The sequence below is a fragment of the Nonomuraea sp. PA05 genome (assembly GCF_008086045.1).
Lineage (GTDB): Bacteria > Actinomycetota > Actinomycetes > Streptosporangiales > Streptosporangiaceae > Nonomuraea > Nonomuraea monospora.
This window is the reverse complement of sequence record NZ_VSEY01000013.1, coordinates 98,873-118,248: the sequence shown is the minus strand read 5'-3', so window position 1 is coordinate 118,248 and position 19,376 is coordinate 98,873. Positions and strand designations below refer to the sequence as shown.

The 19,376-nt window shown below is 72.8% G+C and carries 19 protein-coding genes; 12 read left to right on the top strand and 7 right to left on the bottom strand.

What is annotated here, in order from left to right:
* The first annotated feature begins 114 nt into the window (after positions 1–114).
* Positions 115–813: a hypothetical protein gene (locus FXF51_RS21545; protein ID WP_148436329.1), complete on the top strand. Its 699-nt coding sequence runs from the start codon at positions 115–117 to the stop codon at positions 811–813.
* A gap of 10 nt (positions 814–823) precedes the next feature.
* Here the strand turns inward: FXF51_RS21545 and FXF51_RS21540 are convergent, their stop codons facing one another.
* The gene (locus FXF51_RS21540; RefSeq protein ID WP_148436328.1) at positions 824–1,846 is read right to left on the bottom strand and encodes a methyltransferase; all 1,023 of its coding nucleotides are present in this window, start codon (positions 1,844–1,846) and stop codon (positions 824–826) included.
* A gap of 416 nt (positions 1,847–2,262) precedes the next feature.
* Here FXF51_RS21540 and FXF51_RS21535 point away from each other — a divergent pair, with 416 nt between their 5' ends.
* Complete coding sequence (locus FXF51_RS21535; protein WP_187414491.1) at positions 2,263–3,075, top strand: hypothetical protein; 813 nt, start codon at positions 2,263–2,265, stop codon at positions 3,073–3,075.
* 21 nt (positions 3,076–3,096) lie between these two features.
* Here FXF51_RS21535 and FXF51_RS21530 read toward each other — a convergent pair whose 3' ends face one another.
* Positions 3,097–3,912 (bottom strand): SAM-dependent methyltransferase, encoded by an 816-nt coding sequence (locus tag FXF51_RS21530; protein WP_262379714.1) that lies wholly within the window; start codon positions 3,910–3,912, stop codon positions 3,097–3,099.
* Between the two features lie 129 nt (positions 3,913–4,041).
* On the opposite strand from FXF51_RS21530, the gene FXF51_RS21525 reads away from it, so the two are divergent.
* The gene (locus FXF51_RS21525) at positions 4,042–5,418 is read left to right on the top strand and encodes a serine hydrolase domain-containing protein (protein WP_148436326.1); all 1,377 of its coding nucleotides are present in this window, start codon (positions 4,042–4,044) and stop codon (positions 5,416–5,418) included.
* Here FXF51_RS21525 and FXF51_RS21520 read toward each other — a convergent pair.
* Positions 5,411–6,394, bottom strand: a complete 984-nt coding sequence (locus tag FXF51_RS21520; protein ID WP_222871397.1) for a LysR family transcriptional regulator — start codon at positions 6,392–6,394, stop codon at positions 5,411–5,413. The two genes, FXF51_RS21525 and FXF51_RS21520, sit on opposite strands and share 8 nt — an antisense overlap.
* 69 nt (positions 6,395–6,463) lie before the next feature.
* Between FXF51_RS21520 and dnaE the strand changes: the two genes are divergently transcribed.
* The gene (dnaE, locus tag FXF51_RS21515; protein ID WP_148436324.1) at positions 6,464–10,009 is read left to right on the top strand and encodes a DNA polymerase III subunit alpha; all 3,546 of its coding nucleotides are present in this window, start codon (positions 6,464–6,466) and stop codon (positions 10,007–10,009) included.
* Positions 10,006–10,326, top strand: a complete 321-nt coding sequence (locus FXF51_RS21510) for a DUF6300 family protein (protein ID WP_148436323.1) — start codon at positions 10,006–10,008, stop codon at positions 10,324–10,326. Before dnaE ends, FXF51_RS21510 begins: the two co-directional genes overlap by 4 nt.
* Positions 10,327–10,474: 148 nt before the next feature.
* Here FXF51_RS21510 and FXF51_RS21505 read toward each other — a convergent pair whose 3' ends face one another.
* From FXF51_RS21505 to FXF51_RS21495, 3 genes are all read right to left on the bottom strand, one after another.
* Positions 10,475–11,233: a TetR/AcrR family transcriptional regulator gene (locus tag FXF51_RS21505; RefSeq protein ID WP_262379730.1), complete on the bottom strand. Its 759-nt coding sequence runs from the start codon at positions 11,231–11,233 to the stop codon at positions 10,475–10,477.
* Positions 11,234–11,238: 5 nt separating this feature from the next.
* On the bottom strand, positions 11,239–12,462 hold the full coding sequence (locus tag FXF51_RS21500) for an MFS transporter (protein WP_148436321.1): 1,224 nt from the start codon (positions 12,460–12,462) through the stop codon (positions 11,239–11,241).
* A gap of 189 nt (positions 12,463–12,651) precedes the next feature.
* The gene (locus FXF51_RS21495) at positions 12,652–13,065 is read right to left on the bottom strand and encodes a hypothetical protein (protein ID WP_148436320.1); all 414 of its coding nucleotides are present in this window, start codon (positions 13,063–13,065) and stop codon (positions 12,652–12,654) included.
* A gap of 206 nt (positions 13,066–13,271) precedes the next feature.
* Here FXF51_RS21495 and FXF51_RS21490 point away from each other — a divergent pair, with 206 nt between their 5' ends.
* Complete coding sequence (locus FXF51_RS21490) at positions 13,272–14,696, top strand: CBM35 domain-containing protein (protein ID WP_148436319.1); 1,425 nt, start codon at positions 13,272–13,274, stop codon at positions 14,694–14,696.
* A gap of 40 nt (positions 14,697–14,736) precedes the next feature.
* The gene (locus tag FXF51_RS21485) at positions 14,737–15,528 is read left to right on the top strand and encodes a class I SAM-dependent DNA methyltransferase (protein WP_148436318.1); all 792 of its coding nucleotides are present in this window, start codon (positions 14,737–14,739) and stop codon (positions 15,526–15,528) included.
* Positions 15,529–15,548: 20 nt separating this feature from the next.
* Here the strand turns inward: FXF51_RS21485 and FXF51_RS21480 are convergent, their stop codons facing one another.
* On the bottom strand, positions 15,549–15,728 hold the full coding sequence (locus FXF51_RS21480) for a hypothetical protein (protein WP_148436317.1): 180 nt from the start codon (positions 15,726–15,728) through the stop codon (positions 15,549–15,551).
* 89 nt (positions 15,729–15,817) lie between these two features.
* On the opposite strand from FXF51_RS21480, the gene FXF51_RS21475 reads away from it, so the two are divergent.
* The 5 genes from FXF51_RS21475 (at position 15,818) to FXF51_RS21455 (ending at position 19,319) form a co-directional block, all read left to right on the top strand.
* Positions 15,818–16,267, top strand: a complete 450-nt coding sequence (locus tag FXF51_RS21475; protein WP_148436316.1) for a MarR family winged helix-turn-helix transcriptional regulator — start codon at positions 15,818–15,820, stop codon at positions 16,265–16,267.
* A 298-nt stretch (positions 16,268–16,565) separates the two neighbouring features.
* Complete coding sequence (locus tag FXF51_RS21470; RefSeq protein WP_262379713.1) at positions 16,566–17,144, top strand: PadR family transcriptional regulator; 579 nt, start codon at positions 16,566–16,568, stop codon at positions 17,142–17,144.
* On the top strand, positions 17,141–17,935 hold the full coding sequence (locus FXF51_RS21465; protein ID WP_148436315.1) for an SGNH/GDSL hydrolase family protein: 795 nt from the start codon (positions 17,141–17,143) through the stop codon (positions 17,933–17,935). Before FXF51_RS21470 ends, FXF51_RS21465 begins: the two co-directional genes overlap by 4 nt.
* Positions 17,936–17,941: 6 nt before the next feature.
* Positions 17,942–18,790 carry a phosphotransferase gene (locus FXF51_RS21460; RefSeq protein ID WP_148436314.1) on the top strand — a complete coding sequence of 283 codons (849 nt, stop codon included), beginning with the start codon at positions 17,942–17,944 and terminating at the stop codon, positions 18,788–18,790.
* Positions 18,791–18,974: 184 nt separating this feature from the next.
* On the top strand, positions 18,975–19,319 hold the full coding sequence (locus FXF51_RS21455) for an STAS domain-containing protein (RefSeq protein WP_187414490.1): 345 nt from the start codon (positions 18,975–18,977) through the stop codon (positions 19,317–19,319).
* Positions 19,320–19,376 lie beyond the last annotated feature (57 nt).

Below are 19,376 nucleotides of genomic sequence, written 5' to 3'. Positions count from 1 at the left end.
GCCCCTGAGACAGCACGTCCTGCGGCGGCACCTCCTGCGGCGGCACCTCCTGCGGCGGCACCTCCTGCGGCGGCGCCTCCCGCACGCCGATCGCGCGGCTCCATCAAGCTGTGGGTGATCGCCGGAGTCCTCGCCCAAGCCGCTCTGTTCGCCGCGACCTTCCTCCTCAACCAGGACGAGCAGCCCACCACCACAGCACTCGCCGCCCCCGCCGGTCCCACCACCACCACCACCGCGACCCCGTCCACCCAGCAGGACCAGGCAACCAGGCAACCCGGTGACCAGACCCGCAAGGCCACCACCCCCCGCCTGGCCTTCTCGGCGGTGGCGGGCCCGAGCTGCCCCCGCGACACCCGCCGCAGCGTGAACATCATCGGCGGCCCCAACAGGAACGGCTGGAAGGACGCCAAGGCGGGCGGCTGGACCGGCGCCGGCTGCGGCGACGGCTTCCTCTTCTCGGACCGCACCTACGACCCGGAGACCGCGGGTCAGCCCGCCAACACCTTCCAGTGGCGCTTCACCACGGGCCTGAGCGGCAGGCACGAGTGCGTGGTGGGCGTGTACGTGCCCAAGTCCGGACTGGCCGGCCAGCGCGTCTGGTACACGGTCAGCGACGGCTTCGACAAGGGCGCCCGCACGGTCGCGGAGTTCACGCTCGACCAGCGCATGCGCCAGGGCACGTGGGTGGCGGCGCCGTCGACCGTCACGGTGGCCAGCGGCCTGGTGATGGTGGAGATCAGGGACACCGGCAAGGGCAACACGACAGGCGACCAGTCGATGGCGGCGGGCCCGGTCCGGTTGTCCTGCCTGTGATCCGGGCGCGCTACTGCTCGACCGCCTCGACGATCGACACCACCGTCCCCGTGGGCACGATCCGCGCGATCCGCAGGCCCGCCGCCGCGAGCAGCCGCGCGAACTCCGGCTCCGTCCGCTCCCGCCCGGGGAACGCGGTCATCAGCATCATGTCCACCGCCTTGGCCTGATGCGGCTCGTTCCCCGGCGGGATGACGGCGTCGACGACCAGGATCCGCCCGCCGGGCACCATGGCGCGCCGGCAGTTGCGCAGGATGGTCACGCAGCCGTCGTCGTCCCAGTCGTGCAGGATGCGCTTGACCACGTACACGTTCGCACCGGCGGGCACCTCGGTGAAGAAGTCGCCGGGGGCCAGCCGCCACCGGCCCTTGACCTCCTCGGTGTCGAGCCGGTGCCCGGCGACCACGTGCTCCTCGTCCATCAGCACGCCGTCGAGGCCGGGGCGCCGCCGCAGGATCTCCAGCAGGAACCCGCCGTGCCCGCCGCCGACGTCGACCACCGCCCCGGACCCGGGGAAGTCGTAGGAGGCGGCGATGAGCTCGTTCTCCTGGTCGGAGAAGGCGGCCATGCCGGTGTGGAAGGCGGCGGCGGTCTGCTGGTTGCGGGCGATGTAGTCGAAGAACGACATGCCGAACAGGTCCTCGAACACCGAGCCGCCCTGCCTCAGGGACAGCTCCACCTCGCCGGCGGGCCGCCACAGCGTGGTGTCGGTGAGCATGAGGACGGCCGGCCGCGCCGACAGCGGCACGTCGGAGCGCAGGGACTGCCCGGTCGGGGTGAGGGCGAAGCGGCCGTCGGGCAGCTCCTCGAAGACGCCGCGTGTGGCCAGCACCCGCAGCACCCTGCGCAGGCCGTCCTCGTGCACGCCGGTCCGCCCGGCCAGGTCGGCCACGGTGAGCGGCCCGCCGGCCAGCAGGTCCGCCACGCCGAGCGAGGCGGCGGCGCGCAGCGCGCCCGGGTAGACGTAGCCGAGGGCCTCGTCGATGAGGTACCGGGTCGCCTCCCGGTCGCCTCCGCTGATCTCTGTAGGCATGGCGAGGCCTCCGATTCGCTGGGGGATTCAGATGCCACGGTAGACGCGGGTGCCCGCGCGGGCCAGAGGGGGAGTGTCAGCCGATCGTGGCCGGGCCGGTCTGGACCGTGCCACGCTCACTGCCGCATCATGGCTCCATGGCAGCATCAGGGGGAGGACGCCCCACGGGGCCGGACGCTTCCGGCGAGCCGTCCGATCTGCAGAAGGCTCCTCCTCCCGACCCGGCGACGAGATGGGTCCCCCCGGCGGCGTTACCGTCCCCTCCGCAGGCCCCTCCGCAGGCCCCTCCGCCGCCGGCCCGCAGGCGTGACGCGCCTCCCCCCGATCCCGCGACCCGCTGGCCGCCGCCGCTCCCACCCGCCGTCCCGCGAGCACCGGGGCCGCCGGGGCCGCCGGAGAGCCGGTCGCAGCGGAGAATGGCTGTCTTCACCGGCATCTCCCTCCCGATCGCGCTGGCCGTGATCGTCTTCGTCGCCACGGTCGTGATCGGGCCGTTCCAGGAGGACGTCAAGGAGGGCGTGTCCGCCTCGGAGCCGCCGCTCCGCGTCGGCATCGAGGAGTCCTGGGAGGACGACATCGACCAGAGCTGGGTGTTCGACCGCCCGCTGCCGCCCGAGGCCGTCCGCGAGCTGGAGAACCTTCCGTCCGACCAGCAGGCCGTCGTCGCGTTCGCCGCCGCGCACGGCGGCATCCGGCACTCCGCGTACTGCCTCACCAGCGCCTGCGACGCGGCCATGACCCGGTTCAAGCTGGCGCTGACGGGACGGCGGCGCGGGGAGGTCAGGGTGACCGACATCACCGGCCGCGTCGTCGAACGGCGCAAGCCGCCCACGGGCGCCCGCCTGCAGGGCCCCGTCGGCGGCTCGGCGGACATCGAGGCCGGCTACCTGATCTTCGAGGAGAACCCGACGACGGAACGCCTGGCAAGTGAAGGGGAGGACGGCCGGCCCGCCCGCGCGTACTTCGACGAGAAGTTCGTGCATCTCGCGCTCAACGAGCCCGTCGTCTTCGAGATCCTCGCCGTCAGCAGCACCTGGGACATCTCCTGGGAGATCGTCGTCACGGTGACGGTGGACGGGAAGACGGAGGAGATGGTGGTGCGCTCCGACGGCACGCCGGACGGGCCGCCGTTCCGTAACCCCGGCACGATCCACCAGCCCTCGGCCTACGCGAACAGCTTCCTGTGCGTGGTGGGAGCGGCCACCTGCGACGCCTCACGCACCTTCTGATCCCCGGTCGGCGAGAGGGCTTCAGGCGCGGCGGCCGACGGCGCCGAGGACGCCGCCCTTGGCGAGCCCCGGCGGCCGGTACGGGTCGTCGTTGCGCCACTCCTGAGCCGGCACCACCCCCGGCTCCAGCAGCTCCAGCCCGTCGAAGTAACCGCGCACCGTCTCCCGGTCGCGCCAGGCGATCGCCCCCGAGGCCGACCGCCGGTAGACCCCCCGGGCCTCGGCCAGCTTGGCGGGGTCGCCCTCGTCCGGCTCGACGTACCCGTGCGAAAGCACCAGATGCCCGCCCGGCACCAGTACGTCCCGCAGCGTAGAGACGATCTTGGAAACCTCGTCGTCGTCGTGGAAGAAGTGCAGGACGGCGACCAGCACGACGGCGACGGGCCGGCTGAAGTCGAGGTGGGCGGCGGCGGCCTGGAGGATGTCGGAGGGCCGGTGCAGGTCCCCCTGGACGGAGAACGTGTCGGGGTTGTCGGCGAGCAGGGCCTGGGCGTGGGTCAGCACGATCGGGTCGTTGTCGACGTAGACGACCTTCGAGCCCGGCGCGACCCGCTGCACCACCTGGTGCACGTTGTCCTGCGTCGGCAGCCCCGCGCCGATGTCGAGGAACTGCCGCACCCCCGACTCGGCGATGTGCCGTACGGAGCGGATGAGGAACCCACGGTTGGCCAGGGCGACCTCGCGCACGTCGGAGCCGGCTTCGCGGGCGAGCCGCATGATCTGCTCGGCCGCCTCCCGGTCCGCGGCGAAGTTGTCCTTGCCGCCCAGGTAGTAGTCGTACATCCGCGCGACGCTGGGGACCGTCGGGTCGATGCCCTGGGGGGCGTTCTCATCCACGACGGGATCATACGGGTAAATCCCGGCCTTCTGTGATCTTCCACACTCCCGCACGCTGTGCGGGTTGCGCACACTGTTCTCTGTCCGTACGGTGTGCGGTGTACGAACACTGTGCGGAGAGAGGTTCTCATGACGTTCGACGAGGAGCACTGGCAGGCCAGGCTCGACGAGCTGCGCGCCGCCCACCGCGTGCCCGGCGCGGCGCTGGCCGTGCTGACCGGCGGCGCCGTGCACGAGCTGGCCTCCGGCGTGCTGCACCGCGGCACCGGCGTGCCGGTCGCGCCCGGCTCGCTCTTCCTGGCCGGCTCGATGGCCAAGCCCTACACCGCCACCCTGATCATGCAGCTCGCCGACTCGGGAGCCCTGGACCTCGACGCGCCCGTGACGGACGTGCTGCCCGGGTTCACCCCGCCCGGCCACGAGGCGATCACGATCAGGCGGCTGCTGTCCCACACCGGCGGTGTGACCAACGACTTCAACCACGACACCGGGCGCGGCGACGACTGCCTGGCCCGCTACGCCGAGGCCGCCGCGGGCGTGCCGCTGGACCTGCCGCCCGGCGCCGCGTTCTCCTACGGCAGCCTCGGCTACGTCGTGCTGGGCCGCGTCGTGGAGGTGCTGACCGGCCTGACCTGGGACCGGGCGCTGCGGGAACGCCTGCTCGGCCCGCTCGGCCTGGAGCACACGGTGACGCTGCCCGAGGAGGCGCTGCGCTTCCGCGTGGCCATGGGCCACCTCGGCGCGCCGGGCCACGACCCCGAGCCGGCCCCGGCGTGGGACCTCATGCCGCGCTCGGTCGCGCCGGGCGGCCGGATCATCGCCTCGGCGGGCGACATCGCCCGCTTCGCCCGCATGCACCTGGACGGCGGCCTGGCCCCGGGCGGCGTCCGCGTGCTGTCCGCGGAGTCCGCCGCCGCCATGCGGCGGCGCGAGGTGGACAGCCCCGACGAGTGGACCGTCTCGGCCGCCGCCTGGGGCCTGGGCTGGAGCCTGTACGACCTGGGCGGCGTCCCCGGCTTCGGCCACGACGGCAGCGCCGTCAGCCAGCACTCCTACCTGCGCGTCATCCCCGGCGCGGGGTTCGCCGCCGTGCTGCTGGCCAACGGCGGCGGCTTCACCGGCCTGTACGACGAGCTGATCCCCGGCCTGGTCGCCGCGGTGACCGGGGTGCGCATGCCGCCCCCGTTCGCCCCGCCGCCCGTCCCGCCCGCGATCGACCTGGAGCCGCTGCTCGGCACGTACCGGCGGGAAGGCGTCGCCATCACCGTGTTCAGGGCCGGCGACGGCGGGCCGCGCCTGCGTTACGCGTTCGTGGACGACATGGCGCACCTGTCGCCGCCGCTGGAGTCGGCCCTGGTGCCGGTCTCCAGGTCCGCGTCGCGCGCGGTGTTCGCCGCGACCGGCGGCCCGTACGGCGAGGCGCACATCCCGGTCGTCTTCGTCACCCTGCCCGGCGGCACCCCCTGCGTGTACGTCAGCATGCGCGCCACCCCCAAGGTCAGCTGAACACCGCCAGGTCGGCCTCGGGCAGCCACTGCCGCGCAGGGTCGAACGGCGGCCGGTTGCCCCGCACAAACCGGACGAGCGCCTCCAGCACCGGATGGCGGTTGCGCCGGTGGAACAGCAGCGAGGACGGGTACACGGGCGCCGGATCGACGAGCGGGATCCGCACGGTGCCGGGATGCCACGGCAGCCGCATCGTCTCCCCGACGAGGCTCACCCCCCGCCCCGCGCCGACGTCGGCCACGAAGTGGTCCCAGCCGAAGTCGGGCCCCGAGGCGTCGATGCGGAAGCCGAACGCGTCGCCGAGCAGCCGGTAGAACTCGGCCCACTCGCTGCCCGGCACGTTGCCCGGCATCCACACCACCGACCCCGCCAGCTCCGGGACCGGCACCGACGCGCGGCCGGCGAGCGGATGGCCGCGGCTGACGAGCAGGTGCACCGGCTCCAGGAAGGCCGGCACGCCGTCCAGCTCCTCCAGCGGGCCGGACGCCCTGCAGAAGGCGGCGTCCACGGAGCCCCGGTCGAGCGCGGCGCGGGCGCTCCTGAGCCCGTTGGAGGTGACGATCTCCACCTCCACGCTCTCGTCGTGCCGGTGGAAGTCCCTGATCAGGTCCACCGGGGCCAGCCGGGTGTCCAGGACGTCCACCCGCAGCGCCCGCCGCCGCCTGCGCAGCACCTCGCGCGCCTGGTCGGCGAGCCCGGTCAGGGCGCGGGCGTGCGGCAGGAACGCCCGCCCGTCCTCGGTCAGCTCGGCTCCGTCGCGCGTGCGGCGGAACAGCCTCAGCCCCAGATCGGACTCCAGCTTCGCGACCCGCTTCGACACGGCCTGCTGGCTGACCCCCAGCAGGGCCGCCGCCTCGCTGAAGTACCGCTCCTCGGTGACGGCGACGAAGGCGCGCACCGCGCCGAGATCCAGGTCCGCCTCACCTTCCTCTACAACCGGAGGTTGTGCCGGACCGGCGTGTCGATTGTTGGACAACGCCACCTGCTCTCGGGTCGAATTGCGCGGGCCGTTCCCGAGCCTACAACCAGCAGGGGTGATCCATCGGTGGAGTCCTTCGTCCATCTGCACGTGCACACCGAGTACAGCATGCTCGACGGCGCCGCCAAGGTCGGCCTGCTGATGGACGAGGTGTCCCGGCAGGGCATGCCCGCGGTGGCGATGAGCGACCACGGCAACGTGCACGGGGCGTATGAGTTCTACCGGTCCGCGACCAAGGCCGGCGTCAAGCCGGTCATCGGCATCGAGGCGTACGTCGCGCCCACCTCCCGGCACCACCGCGCACCGGTCTACTACAGCGACAACCTCGCCCTGCGCCGCTCGAACGACGACACCGGCGAGGGCGGCGACGTCTCCGGGCGCGGCCTCTACACGCACCTGACGATGTGGGCGGCCGGCGCGGAGGGGCTGCGGAACCTGTTCCGCCTCCAGTCGAGGGCCTGGCTCGAAGGACACGTCCAGAAATATCCGCGCATGGACGATGAGCTGCTGGCCGAGCACGGCGCCGGCCTCATCGCCACCACCGGCTGCCCGTCCGGCGAGGTGCAGACCCGGCTCCGCCTCGGCCAGTACGAGCGGGCCGTCGAGGCGGCCGCCCGCCACCGCGACCTCTTCGGCGACGGCGACTACTACCTGGAGCTGATGGACCACGGCCTGCCCATCGAGCGCCGCGTCCGCGACGACCTGCTCAGACTCGGCAAGCGGCTCGCGCTGCCGCCCCTGGCCACCAACGACTCCCACTACGTCACCGAGGACCAGTCCGCCGCCCACGACGCGCTCCTGTGCGTCGGCACCGGCAAGCGGCTCGCCGACGCCGACCGCTTCCGTTTCTCCGGCAGCGGCTACCACGTCAAGACGGCGCGCGAGATGCGGGCCCTGTGGGACTCCGAGGTGCCCGGCGCCTGCGACAACACCCTCGCCATCGCCGAACGGGTCGGCGACTACGCCGAGGTGTTCGCCCACCGCGACCTGACCCCGCGCTTCCCCGTCCCCGACGGCGAGAGCGAGGCGAGCTGGCTGCGCGCCGAGACGCTCGCCGGCGCCCGCCGCCGCTACGGCGGCGACCCGCCCCGGGAGGTGCTCGACCGCATCGATCACGAGCTGTCGGTCATCGGCGCCATGGGCTTCCCCGGCTACTTCCTCGTGGTCGCCGACATCTGCCGGTACGCCCGCGAGCACGGCATCGGCCTCGGCCCCGGACGCGGCTCCGCCACCGGGTCGATGGTCGCGTACTGCACCGGCATCACCCAGCTCGACCCGATCGAGCACCAGCTCATCTTCGAGCGCTTCCTCAACCCCGAACGCGTCACCATGCCGGACGTCGACCTCGACTTCGACGACCGGCGGCGGGACGAGATGATCGACTACGTCACCCGCAAGTACGGCGACGACCGCGTCTGCCAGATCGTCACGTTCAACACCATCAAGGCCAAGGCCGCCGTCAAGGACTCCTGCCGCGTCCTCGGCCTGCCGTACGCGGTGGGCGACCGCATCACCAAGGCCTTCCCCGCCGCGGCCGGCGGCAAGGAGATCCCCCTGTCGGCCATCCACGACCCCGGCCACCCCCGCCACGGCGAGGCGGCCGAGCTGCGCGCCATGTACGAGCAGGACCCCGACGTCGAACGGGTCATCGACACCGCGACCGGCCTGGAGGGCCTGACCCGCGGCACCGGCGTGCACGCCGCCGGCGTGATCCTGTCCAGCGAGCCGCTCATCGACGTGATCCCGCTGGTCAAGCCCAAGGCAGGCGGGCCGATCATCACCGGCTTCCCGTTCACCCAGGCCGAGGACATGGGCCTGCTGAAGATGGACTTCCTCGGCCTGCGCAACCTCACCGTCATCGGCGACGCGATCGCCAACGTGCGCGCCAACAAGGGTCTCGACATCGACATCTTCGAGGTGCCGACCGACGACGCGACGACGTACGAGCTGCTGGCCCGCGGCGACACGCTCGGCGTCTTCCAGCTCGACAGCGGCGGCATGCGCGTCCTGCTGAGACTCATGCAGCCCACCACGTTCACCGACATCGCGGCCGTGAACGCGCTCTACCGGCCGGGCCCGATGGAGATGAACGCCCACACCAACTACGCGCTGCGCAAGACCGGCAAGCAGCGGGTCGAGCCGATCCACCCCGAGCTGGCGGAGGCGCTGGAGCCCATCCTGGGCGACACCTACCACCTGGTCGTCTTCCAGGAACAGGTCATGGCCATCGCCCAGCAGCTCGCCGGCTACTCGCTCGGCGCCGCCGACCTGCTGCGCCGCGCCATGGGCAAGAAGAAGAAGGAGGTGCTGGACGCCGAGTGGGACAGGTTCTCGGCGGGCATGCGCGGACGCGGCTTCTCCGCCGAGGCGACCAAGGCGGTCTGGGACGTGCTCGTGCCCTTCAGCGGGTACGGCTTCAACAAGTCGCACACCGCCGGGTACGGCCTGGTCTCCTACTGGACCGCCTACCTCAAGGCGAACCACCCCTGCGAATACCTGGCCGCGCTGCTCACCTCCGTCGGCGACGACAAGGACAAGATGGCCGTCTACCTGTCCGACTGCCGCCGCCTCGGCATCAAGGTGCTGCCGCCCGACGTCAACGCCAGCAGGCTCGACTTCACCGCCGTCGGCTCCGACATCCGCTTCGGCCTCGGCGCCGTGCGCAACGTCGGCGCCGGCGTCGTGGACGCCATCGTCACCACCCGCGAGGCCAAGGGCCGCTACGCGAGCTTCGACGACTTCCTCACCAAGGTGCCGTCCGTCGTCTGCGCCAAGCGCGTCATCGAGTCGCTGGCCAAGGCGGGGGCGTTCGACGGGCTCGGGCACCACCGCAAGGCCCTGGTGGCGGTGCACGAGCAGGCCGTCGACACCGTCATCGACGTCAAACGCAACCAGGCCCACGGCCAGGACACCCTCTTCGGCGAGGCCGCCGGGAGCGGCGCCTTCTCGATCGCCGTCCCGGACGGCGAATGGGACAAGGCCACCCTGCTCGCCTACGAGCGCGAGATGCTCGGCCTGTACGTCTCCAGCCATCCCCTCGACGGCGCGGAGAGCGTCCTGGACGCCGGCCGCGATACCACGATCGCCGACCTGCTCGCCTCCGGACGCCAGGACGGGACCGTCAGGATCAGCGGCATCGTCTCCGGCCTGCAACGCAAGGTCACCAAGCAGGGCAGCCCGTGGGCGATCGTCACCCTGGAGGACCACGACGCCGCCGTGGAGTGCCTGATCTTCCCCAAGACGTACACGCTGTACGGCGAGGCGCTGGCCGAGGACCGGGTGATCTCCGTGCGCGGCCGGATCAACGTGCGGGACGAGACGATCAGCGTGTACGGCGAGGAGATCGCCGTGCTCGACGTCGCCACGGCCGGCGCCGAGCCGCCCGTGGTCATCTCGATCCGGGAAGGTCACCTGAACGCGCGGATCGTGCGCGAGTTCAAGCACATCCTCACCGCCCATCCGGGGCGCGCGCCCGTCCACGTGCACCTGCACCGCCGGCACGCCGGTGACCTGCTGCTCGACCTGGCCCCGTTCCAGGTCGCGCCGGGCCCGGCCTTCTACGGCGACATCAAGGCGCTCCTGGGCGCCACGGCGATCGGCGGGGACGCGTGAAGGCGCTGCCGGGCGGCGCGCCTGCCTGCCCCCGCTGCCGCACCGGCGAGATCCTGGCCGTCCTGCGCCTGCCGCGCACCTGGACGAACGCGTCGGGCCGCCCGGTGCGGGGGCTCGGCGAGGTGCTGCTGTGCGCCCGCTGCGACGCGGGCGATCCGCTCGTCACGTACTTCGCCGTCCACGGCACCGCCCGCCCCGAACACGCCGCCCTCCTGTCCCGCCTCCTGCGCGAATGGCTCGCCCGCGCCCGTCCCGGGACTCCGGACGAAAACGCCCTGCGCGCCGAGGCGGACGTCTGGCGCAGGGGCGACCTGTGAGAGCACCGGGGCCTGCCTGGCTCACCGGCCCCTCCCACCTCGCGCCGGGTCAACGGGCCTGTCTGGTGACGGTGCCCGCCTCGCCGTCCACGACCACCGGCTCGCTCCAAGGTGGCGCGCTCGTCGTCCAGAGGCAGCACGAACTCGGTCATGACGGCTCTCCTTCACGACGACTGGATGTGGGGCCGGGCGCGGGGCCGGGCGCGGGGCCGGGCGTGCCGCCGGACGCCGTGCCGAGCGCGGCGCGTACCTGGTCCACCCCGTCCAGCAGGAGCGCCTTCCCCGCCGCGAGGTCAGCGCCGCCCGGCGGCGTCAGCGCACGATCGAGCAGGTCGGCCAGAGCCGCCAGCACCTCGTCCGAGCTGGGCCGGTCGGGGTCGGCGGGCCGCGCCCGGTCGGCGATGAAGGACTCACGCAGCGCGGGCGTCAACGCGTCCAGGATGAACCCCACCGCCCGCGCGTCCACGTCACGCCGCATCGTGCCCGCCTCCTGCATCAGCCGCAGGAACTCCCGCATGCCGAACGCGCCCGCCCGCCGCTGGAAGAGGCTGCTGGGCTTGCGCAGGTACTTGCCGAACACCACCGGATCCCGCGCGCTGATCGCCGCGGCCAGCGGCAGCGTCTTCAGCACGTGCACCATCGCCCGGTAGACGCCGGCCACGTCACCGCCCCGCGGATCGGCCTCCAGGTGCCCGCGCCACGTCTCGGCGTAGCGGCCCAGCTCGCGCACCAGGACGGCCTCGACGAGCTGGTCCTTGGACTTGAAGCGCAGATAGAGCAGGCCCCGGTGCAGGTCCGCCGCCTCGGCGACGTCCCTCATGGTCAGCTTGTCGTAGCCGAGCCGCAGCAGCAGACCGGCCGCGGCGTCGAGGATCGCCTGTTCGCGCTCCCGCTCGTCCACCGCCATGTCCGTCACATTGACACTTTTTGAGAACCTGTCAACGGCAGCAGGAGGGCGATGGTGCCGATGAGGAGGACGCCCGCGACGGCGATCGCCGCCCGCCCGCCGGCGAGCCCGGCCAGCACACCCCACAGAGCGGTGGCCGCGGCGGTGACCGCGCGGCCGGTGATGGTCCAGGCGGTCAGCACGCGGGCCAGCGTCTCCCGAGGCGGCCTGCGCATCCGGTACGTCACCAGGACCGGGTTGAAGACGCCCACACACGTGATCATCGCCATCTCGGTCGCCATCACGACGAGGAGCCCGCCCGTGCCCGGCCCGACGAACGCCAGCCCCACCAGCCAGAGCGCCCGCGCCGCCCCGAACCCGAGCAGGATCCGCCGCTCCCCGAACCGGCGCACCAGCGGCCGCGACAGCCGCGCCCCCACGATGCCGCCGAGGCAGGGGACGCCGAAGCCGAGCCCGTACTCCAGCGGCGTGAAGCCCAGGTCGTGCAGCATGAGGTGGAGCAGCAGCGGAGCGGTGGCCATGATCAGGGCGTTCACCAGCACGGTGTTGGCGAACAGCAGGCGCAGGTCCCGGTCGGCGGCGATGACGCGCCAGCCCGCCGCCACCTGCGCCATCCGGGAGCCGCCGGACTCGCGCACGGGCGGGGCGGGCTCGGGCGCGGCGATCGCGCGGATGCCGAGCGCGGACAGCGCGTAGCTGACGGCGTTGAGTACGACCGTGGCGACCGGGCCGAGCAGGCCGACGAGCGCGCCGCCGGCCGGCGGGCCGACGGCCGTGGACACCCAGATGATCGTCTCGAACCGGCCGTTGGCCCGGACGAGCTGCCGGTCGGGGACGAGGGCCTTCAGGTGCGCGCCGCTCGCCCCGACGAAGACGATGTCCGACACCGCGACCACCACGGCCACCACCAGGAGCTGCGCGTAGCTCAGCAACCCCAGCAGGTACGCGGCCGGCACGCTCATGAGCACGAGGAAACGCACCAGGTCGGCGCGCACCATCAGCGGGCGTTTCGCCCGGAACTCCACGAACGGCCCCAGCGGCACGGCCAGCAGAGCACCGGCCGCCCCGGCCGCCGCCGCCATCCAGGAGAGCTGCGCGGCGCTCGCGTCCAGCACGAGGACGGCGATCAGCGGCAGCGAGTCCAGCGCCAGCCACGTCCCCAGGGAGCTGGTCGCGTACGCCGCCTGTAACCGGCCGAAGTCACGCCCGAGACCGTCGCCGCCCGCCATCCCGCTCCCCCGATCGCACCGAACCGGATGCCGATCCAACACGGGGGAGGGGAGCGCGCTCAAACAACGGACGCGCCCGCGGGCACAACCAGCGGTTGTCTGCCGAGGTGGGGGCTGGTCCGCGGCGTCTTTCCCGGCGGACGGGTCAGGCCGGGCCTCAGGGGGAAGGCCCGGCCTGACCGGCTCTGGTTACGGCTCCAGCATGATGGAGTTGATCGGCGACAGGTTCAGGACATAGTCGCCGGGCGCGTACCGGTCGCCGCAGTTCTGGCCGCCGTAGGACTTGCAGAAGCGGACGCCCGCGCCGCCCGTCTGGTTGTTGACGACCAGGCGGTTGCCGAAGACGTTCTCCAGGTTGTAAGAGCCGTACTCGAAGTACATGTCAGGGTCGCCGCTGGCGGACGCGTCCGGGTAGATGCACACGTAACCGGACGGGCACGCCGCCCTCGCGCGCTCCAGCTCCGTGGCCGCCGAGTGCTGCGTGGCGGCGGAGGCAGGCAGGGACAGCGAGGCGACGACCGCCACGGCCGTGACGCCGCAGGAGGCGAGCGCGCTGCGAAGACGGGACGTGCGGGTGGCGGCCTGACGGAGGTTCTCACGCATGGTGGTGCTGCTTTCTCGAGTGGGTCGACCGCGATCCGGGGGTTCCCGGGCGGCGCTGTCCCAGTTGAACGGGGCCGGCGGGGTGTCCAACAGGGAGGCGGACGGACCCGTGCGGACTCGTCCGAGGTGGTCCGGGAGAGCGCCGGACTCGGACAGTTCGCGGCCAGACCCGGACGCGGTGCGTAATGGTTCGTATACTTTCCGGCGTGGGTGGGGTCAGGAGCGGGCCAGGGTCCGAGGGGCCGGCGAACACGGGGCCGGCGAGCGCGGGGCCGGCGAGCGCGGGGCCGGCGAGCGCGGGGCCGACGAACACGCGGCCGCCGGCGGCGGGGCAGGAGGGCGGGCCCGCGCCGGAGACGGTGCACAGCCATGCGGAGCTGGTGGCGTTGCTGGCCGAGCAGTTCGCGCGGGCGGACGTGTCGCTGCGCGAGTTGCAGGCGCGCGCCGACCGGGCGGGCGGCACCCGGCTGCCGCGCGCCACGTGCGCCGACATGCTGGCGGGGCGGCGCTTTCCGCGCAAGGCGGTGATGGTGGCCTTCCTGCGCGCCTGCCAGGTGCCCGAGGAGCGGCTGCCTGCCTGGGAGAGGGCTTGGGAGCGGGTACGGCTGGCCCGCATGCCCGCCACCGCGGCGGGTGAGGCGGGGACGGCGGGCGACGCGGGGCCGGTCGCGGGGCCGGTCGCAGGGCCCGCCCCGAAGCGGCGCAGGACGCCCCTGCTGCTGCTGGTGGCGGCGCTGGTCGCCGTCGCGATCGCGTCCACGATCACCGCGGTCGCCTGGACGAGCGGCAGGAACACCCGCACCGACGACGGCCGGGCCTTCGGCCCAGGCGGTTCGAGCAGCTTCACGATGAGGATCGACCCGGCCGGCGGCCCCGTCCGGCTGATCCGCCGCCTCGACGCCCAGGTCTCCAGGCAACGCGCCGCCATCACCGTGAACGGCGTCTCAGCCGGCCACTGGGAGCCGCTGCCCGACGGCGCCGCCGGGTGGGCGGACCAGCACCTCGACCTCCCGCCGTCCCTGACCGCGGGCCGCGGCTCGCTGACCGTCGCCACCGCGTTCGTCTCGTCCGAGTGGGACTTCAACGAGTTCGGCTACACGGTCGGCCAGCAGTCCGACGGCGCCTGGACGACCACGGACACCCTCGACGTCGGCCCGGCCCACACCGGCGCGGAGGCCGCGCACGGCTACCGCATCACCGGCGAGACCTTCCGCGGCACCCGCACCCTGGACGCCCCGCCCGAGGCGGACGGCCGCGCGGCCCCTCGCGTCCGCTACGAGGCCGAGGCGGGGCGGGTCAACCACGCGCGGGTGCGCCCGGGGGCCGTGGGCGCCTCGCAGGGCACGGTCGTGGCGGGCCTCGACCACCCGGACAGCTTCGTGGACCTGCGCGTCTACGCGCCGCGGACCGGCCGCTTCACCGCGCACGTCACCTACGCCGCCGGCTACGGCGACGCGCAGCACGCCGTCACGGTGAACGGCTCCACCCGCTTCACCCTCGACTACCTCCACCACGGCTGGGACGTCTGGCGGCAGGTGACGGCGTCGCTGCCGCTGACCCGCGGCTGGAACACGCTGCGCCTGCAGTACCACAACCGCTGGGCCGAGCTGGATCACGTCGAGATCGCCTGACCTGCGGGCGTCGTGCGGCCGTGACGGTTAGCCTGGCCGGATGAAGACGCATGGTGAGCTGAAAGGCTTCTGGGAGCGCCGCCTGCAGTCCGACTGGACCGAGAGCGGGGTCGGCTACGCGGCGCTCGGCCGGGCGTTCAACACCTGGATGTACCGCGTGCGCGCGGAGGTCTTCGACCGCGAGGCCGCCACGATCCCGCTGCACCTGCCGGACGCGCGCGTGCTCGACATCGGCTCGGGCACGGGCTTCTACGTGCGCCGCTGGCAGGGGCTGGGCGTCAAGTCGATCGTCGGCTGCGACCTCACGGCGGCGGCGGTGGAGCGGCTGCGCGGGCGCTTCCCCGGCGTGGAGTTCCATGAGGTGGACATCGCCGAGCCCGGTGACGTGCTGGAGCCCGGCTCGTTCGACGCGGTCTCGGCCATGGACATGCTCTTCCACATCACCGACGACGCCCGTTACCGGGCGGCGCTGCACTCGGTGGCGGCGGCGCTGCGTCCTGGCGGGATCTTCGTCCTGTCGGAGAACTTCCTGCAGCGGCCCGAGCAACGGGGCGACCACCAGGTCAACCACACGCTGCCGTGGATCACGCACGCTCTGGACGAGGCGGGTTTCGACGTCATGCGCCGGATGCCGATGCTCGTCCTGATGAACGCCCAGGTCGACGCGAACCCCGTCTGGCGCAAGCTGTGGGGCGGCCTGCTGCGCGCGGTCACGTTGAGCGAGCGGACCGGTGGCATGGCGGGTTCGCTGCTCTACCCGCTGGAACGGCGGCTCGTCCGGCTGCTGCGGGAGAGCCCGACGACCGAGATGATGATCTGCCGCCGCCGCTGAGCGCGGGGCGGGCCGTCCCGTCAGGAGTAGAAGTGCATGACGACGGCCAGCCCGACGACGTGCATGAGCGCCACGGCCACGAGCAGCGACACGAACACGAACTTGGCCGGGCCGTGCTCGAAGTGCTTGCCCTCCTTCAGGGGCGGCAACTTGGCCTGGCGCTCGGCGATGCGCTCCTCCAGCGGCTTGCGGTGAAACACGGGAGTCCTCCAACCCGCCGAAAATCTGTTTGTGCCCTAATGGTTTGTACACCAAGTAAACTACCAGGGAACGACGGAGGTGCGCGCCGATGGAGGCTGTGACGGAGACGACAGATCTGCTCGCGCTGGACCGGCAGGTGTGCTTCGCCCTCAGCGTCGCCTCGCGCAGCGTGATCGCGCTCTACCGGCCGCTGTTGCAGCCCATGGGGCTGACGCATCCCCAGTACCTGGCGATGCTGGCGTTGTGGGAGCGGGAGCCGCTGTCGGTCAAGGAGCTGGGGGAGCTGCTCCAGCTCGACCCCGGCACCATGTCGCCCCTGCTCAAGCGGCTGGAGGTGCTCGGCTACATCCGGCGCGAGCGCAGCAGCAAGGATGAGCGTGCCCTGGCGGTGACTCTCACCCCTGAGGGGCGCGCGTTGCGGGCGCAGGCGGAGAAGATCCCGCCCGCCATCGTGGCGCGGCTCGGCATGAGCCTGGAGGAGCTGCAGCGGCTGCACGAGTCGCTGACGCGCGTGATCGCGGCCGCTCGCCCCGATTGACGGTGTGCCCGCCTCCGTGGTCCGGAGGCGGGCGGCTCAGTATGGGAGCCGGCGCCCGGACGGCGTCCGCAGATCCAGGTTCGGACGCGGGCGTGCCGGCTTGGGCCGCATCGTCGTACGAGTGGTGCGCATCTCGGATCTCCTCGCTTCGGTATGCCTCTTCTACGTCGGAGGCGAGGGGAGCGGATGACGTACGACTTCCGACCGGTGACTTTTCAGTGATCTACAACGTAAAGGCGTCGCCCTTGCAGCGACCGGCGCAAGGAGCTTATAGTCATCGACATGAGTAGTAATGGAGATGACTAGCGAAGTGGCTCTCCGGCACGCCGTGCTGGCCGCCCTGCTCGACGGCGAGTACAGCGGCTACCAGCTCACCAAGATCTTCGACGTCGGCGTCTCCAACTTCTGGTACGCCGCCCCTCAGCAGCTCTACGCCGAGCTGACGAAACTGGAGGCCGACGGCCTGGTCGCGGGGCGCGAGGTCGTCCAGCGGGGCCGGCCGAACAAGCGGGTGTTCAAGGTCACCCAGGCCGGCCTGGACGAGCTGGCCGCCTTCGCCGCCACCCCCGCCAAGCCGTTGCTGCTGCGCGACGACCTTGCCGTCAAGGTGCACGCCGCCGACCTGGTGGACGCGGCCCCGCTGATCGCCCAGCTACGGGAACGCGCCGAGGAGGCCGCCGCCAGACTGGCCTTCTTCGAGCAGACCCTGCGGCGGCTGCGCGGCGACCTCGACGAGGAGGAGTTCCTGCGCGCGGGCGAGCGGGTCGGCCCCTACCTGTCCTGCCTGGCCGGTTGCCGGTTGGAGCGGGAGATGCGTGACTGGTGCCTGGAGACCGCGCGGACGCTGGAGGAACGCGCGAAAAGGAGGGTGCGATGAGGTACACGAGGTACGTCGCCCTCGGCGACAGCCAGACGGAGGGGCTCGGCGACGGCGACGACGTCCTGGGCCACCGCGGCTGGGCCGACCGGCTCGCCGAGCACCTGGCCCGCGCCGAGCCGGACCTGCTGTTCGCCAACCTCGCCGTGCGCGGCAGGAACGCCGAGCAGATCCGCGACGAGCAGCTCCCCGCCGCGCTGGCGCTGCGGCCCGACCTGGCGACGGTCATGGCCGGCATGAACGACGTGATCCGCCCCGGCTTCGACGCCGCGCGGGTGGCCGGGGTGCTGGAGGAGATGTTCGCCGCCCTGGTGGGGGCGGGCGCGCACGTGGTCACCGTGACGTTCCCGGACATCGGCAAGATCGCGCCGCTGGCCCGGCGGCTGGTTCCGCGCGTCCTGGACGTCAACGAGCGCATCAGGAAGGCCGCCGCCCGCCACGGGGTCACCCTGGTGGACACCTTCCCGCTGACGTACATCACCGATGCGCGCATGTGGAGCAGTGACCGGCTCCACGCCAGCCCGGCGGGGCACGCCAGGTTCGCGGCCGCGGTGGCGCACGCGCTGGAGGTGCCGGGCAGCGACGACACGTGGATGGCGCCGCTGCCGCTGCTTCCCGCGCCGGGCGTCTGGCGGGCGGCGGCGACCGAGGCGCGGTGGGTGGCGACGTTCGCGGGGCCGTGGATCGGGCGGCGGCTGCGCGGGCGTTCCTCGGGCGACGGCCGGACGGCCAAGCGGCCGCTGCTCACCCCCGTCGCATGCGATCATGGGGGCTCCCCGACCGTCCTCTGAGGTGCGATGAACGCGATCACTTACGCCGAGCCGTCCGAGCCCCACGCCGAGATCCCGCTGGCCGGCGGGGACGTCACCGAAGGCGTCGTGCGCGTCGGCGACACCGTCCGCCGCCCGGTCGGCCCGAACGCGCCGCTCGTGCACGCGCTGCTGCGGCACCTGGAGCAGGCGGGATTCGACGGCGCTCCGCGGTTCCTCGGCGTGGACGCGGCCGGGCGGGAGGTGCTCAGCTTCCTGCCCGGCGAGGTCGCCGGACGGCCGCGCCCGCCGTGGATCGCCGACGAGGGGCGGCTCGCCTCGGTGGGGCGGCTCGTGCGCGCCTACCACGAGGCCGTCGCGGGCTTCGCCGTGCCGGACGGGGTGCGGCCGGGCATCGGCGTGACGGAGCCGCCGGGCACGCCGCCCCCGCCGCCGTACCCGGCGGAGCTGGTGGGCCACATGGACTACACGCCGGACAACATCGTCTTCCGCGACGGGCAGGCGGCGGCGCTGATCGACTTCGACCTCGCCAAGCCCGTCACCAGGGCCGACGAGCTGTGCAACGCGATGCTGTACTGGGCGCCGCTCGGCGACCCCGCCGACGCCGACCCGCTGCTGCGGGAGGTGGACGTGCCGCGCCGGTGCAGGATCCTCGCCGACGCGTACGGAATGTCGGAAGTGGACCGGTCACGGGTGGTGGAGGTGGCCGTCATGCGGACGCGGCGGTCGTGGGTCCTGATGCGGCAGAACGCCGAGGAACTGGGCGGCGGGTGGGCGCGCATGTGGCAGGACGGCATCGGCGACCGGATCAAGCGGCGCGAGGCGTGGCTGGAGCGGCACGGGGCCGACCTCGACGCGGCGCTGACCGCGCCATGATCTCACCGCGCCGTGATCTCACAGTGACCTCATGGTGACCGCGCGCGGGCGTCGTCAAGAAACGGCAGCGTGTACGCCAACCGCGGACGGCGACCGGCCGGGATCCGGATAGAGTCGTCACGATGATCACCTGGTTGACGGAGGCCCACCAGCGAGGCGGCCCATGCCTCCAGCGAGGCGCCCCATGACGGAACGCCTGCGGATCACCGAGACCGAGCTCGACTCCCACGTCACCGTGGTCACCGTCAGCGGCGAGCTCGACATGGACACCTGCCCCCTGCTCCAGTCCGCCCTGGCCAGGGCGCTGCCCCGGGTGGCGATCGACCTCGGCGCGCTCACCTCGGCCGACTCGTACGGGCTGACCGTGCTGCTCGCCACCCACCGGCACGCGCTCGAGTTGGGCGGGCTGGCGCTGGTGTGCGCGACCGGGGATCTGATGAGGGCGGTGTTCCGGCAGCGCGGGCTCGACCGGGTGCTGGAGCTGCGGCCCACGCTGGAGGAGGCGGTCGCCGAGTTGCGGGCGCTCTGAGCGGGCTCGGGTGAGGGTGGCCGCCCGGGTGACATGCGCCGATCAACTGCACGAGCG

Coding starts and splice junctions, on each gene's coding strand:
- FXF51_RS21525 (WP_148436326.1), top strand. CDS start 4,042: ATGACGTTCGACGAGGAGCACTGGCAGGCCAGGCTCGACGAGCTGCGC.
- FXF51_RS21475 (WP_148436316.1), top strand. CDS start 15,818: ATGGAGGCTGTGACGGAGACGACAGATCTGCTCGCGCTGGACCGGCAG.
- FXF51_RS21455 (WP_187414490.1), top strand. CDS start 18,975: ATGACGGAACGCCTGCGGATCACCGAGACCGAGCTCGACTCCCACGTC.
- FXF51_RS21470 (WP_262379713.1), top strand. CDS start 16,566: ATGACTAGCGAAGTGGCTCTCCGGCACGCCGTGCTGGCCGCCCTGCTC.
- FXF51_RS21495 (WP_148436320.1), bottom strand. CDS start 13,065: ATGCGTGAGAACCTCCGTCAGGCCGCCACCCGCACGTCCCGTCTTCGC.
- FXF51_RS21500 (WP_148436321.1), bottom strand. CDS start 12,462: ATGGCGGGCGGCGACGGTCTCGGGCGTGACTTCGGCCGGTTACAGGCG.
- FXF51_RS21535 (WP_187414491.1), top strand. CDS start 2,263: ATGGCTGTCTTCACCGGCATCTCCCTCCCGATCGCGCTGGCCGTGATC.
- FXF51_RS21540 (WP_148436328.1), bottom strand. CDS start 1,846: ATGCCTACAGAGATCAGCGGAGGCGACCGGGAGGCGACCCGGTACCTC.
- FXF51_RS21485 (WP_148436318.1), top strand. CDS start 14,737: ATGAAGACGCATGGTGAGCTGAAAGGCTTCTGGGAGCGCCGCCTGCAG.
- FXF51_RS21460 (WP_148436314.1), top strand. CDS start 17,942: ATGAACGCGATCACTTACGCCGAGCCGTCCGAGCCCCACGCCGAGATC.
- FXF51_RS21465 (WP_148436315.1), top strand. CDS start 17,141: ATGAGGTACACGAGGTACGTCGCCCTCGGCGACAGCCAGACGGAGGGG.
- FXF51_RS21505 (WP_262379730.1), bottom strand. CDS start 11,233: ATGGCGGTGGACGAGCGGGAGCGCGAACAGGCGATCCTCGACGCCGCG.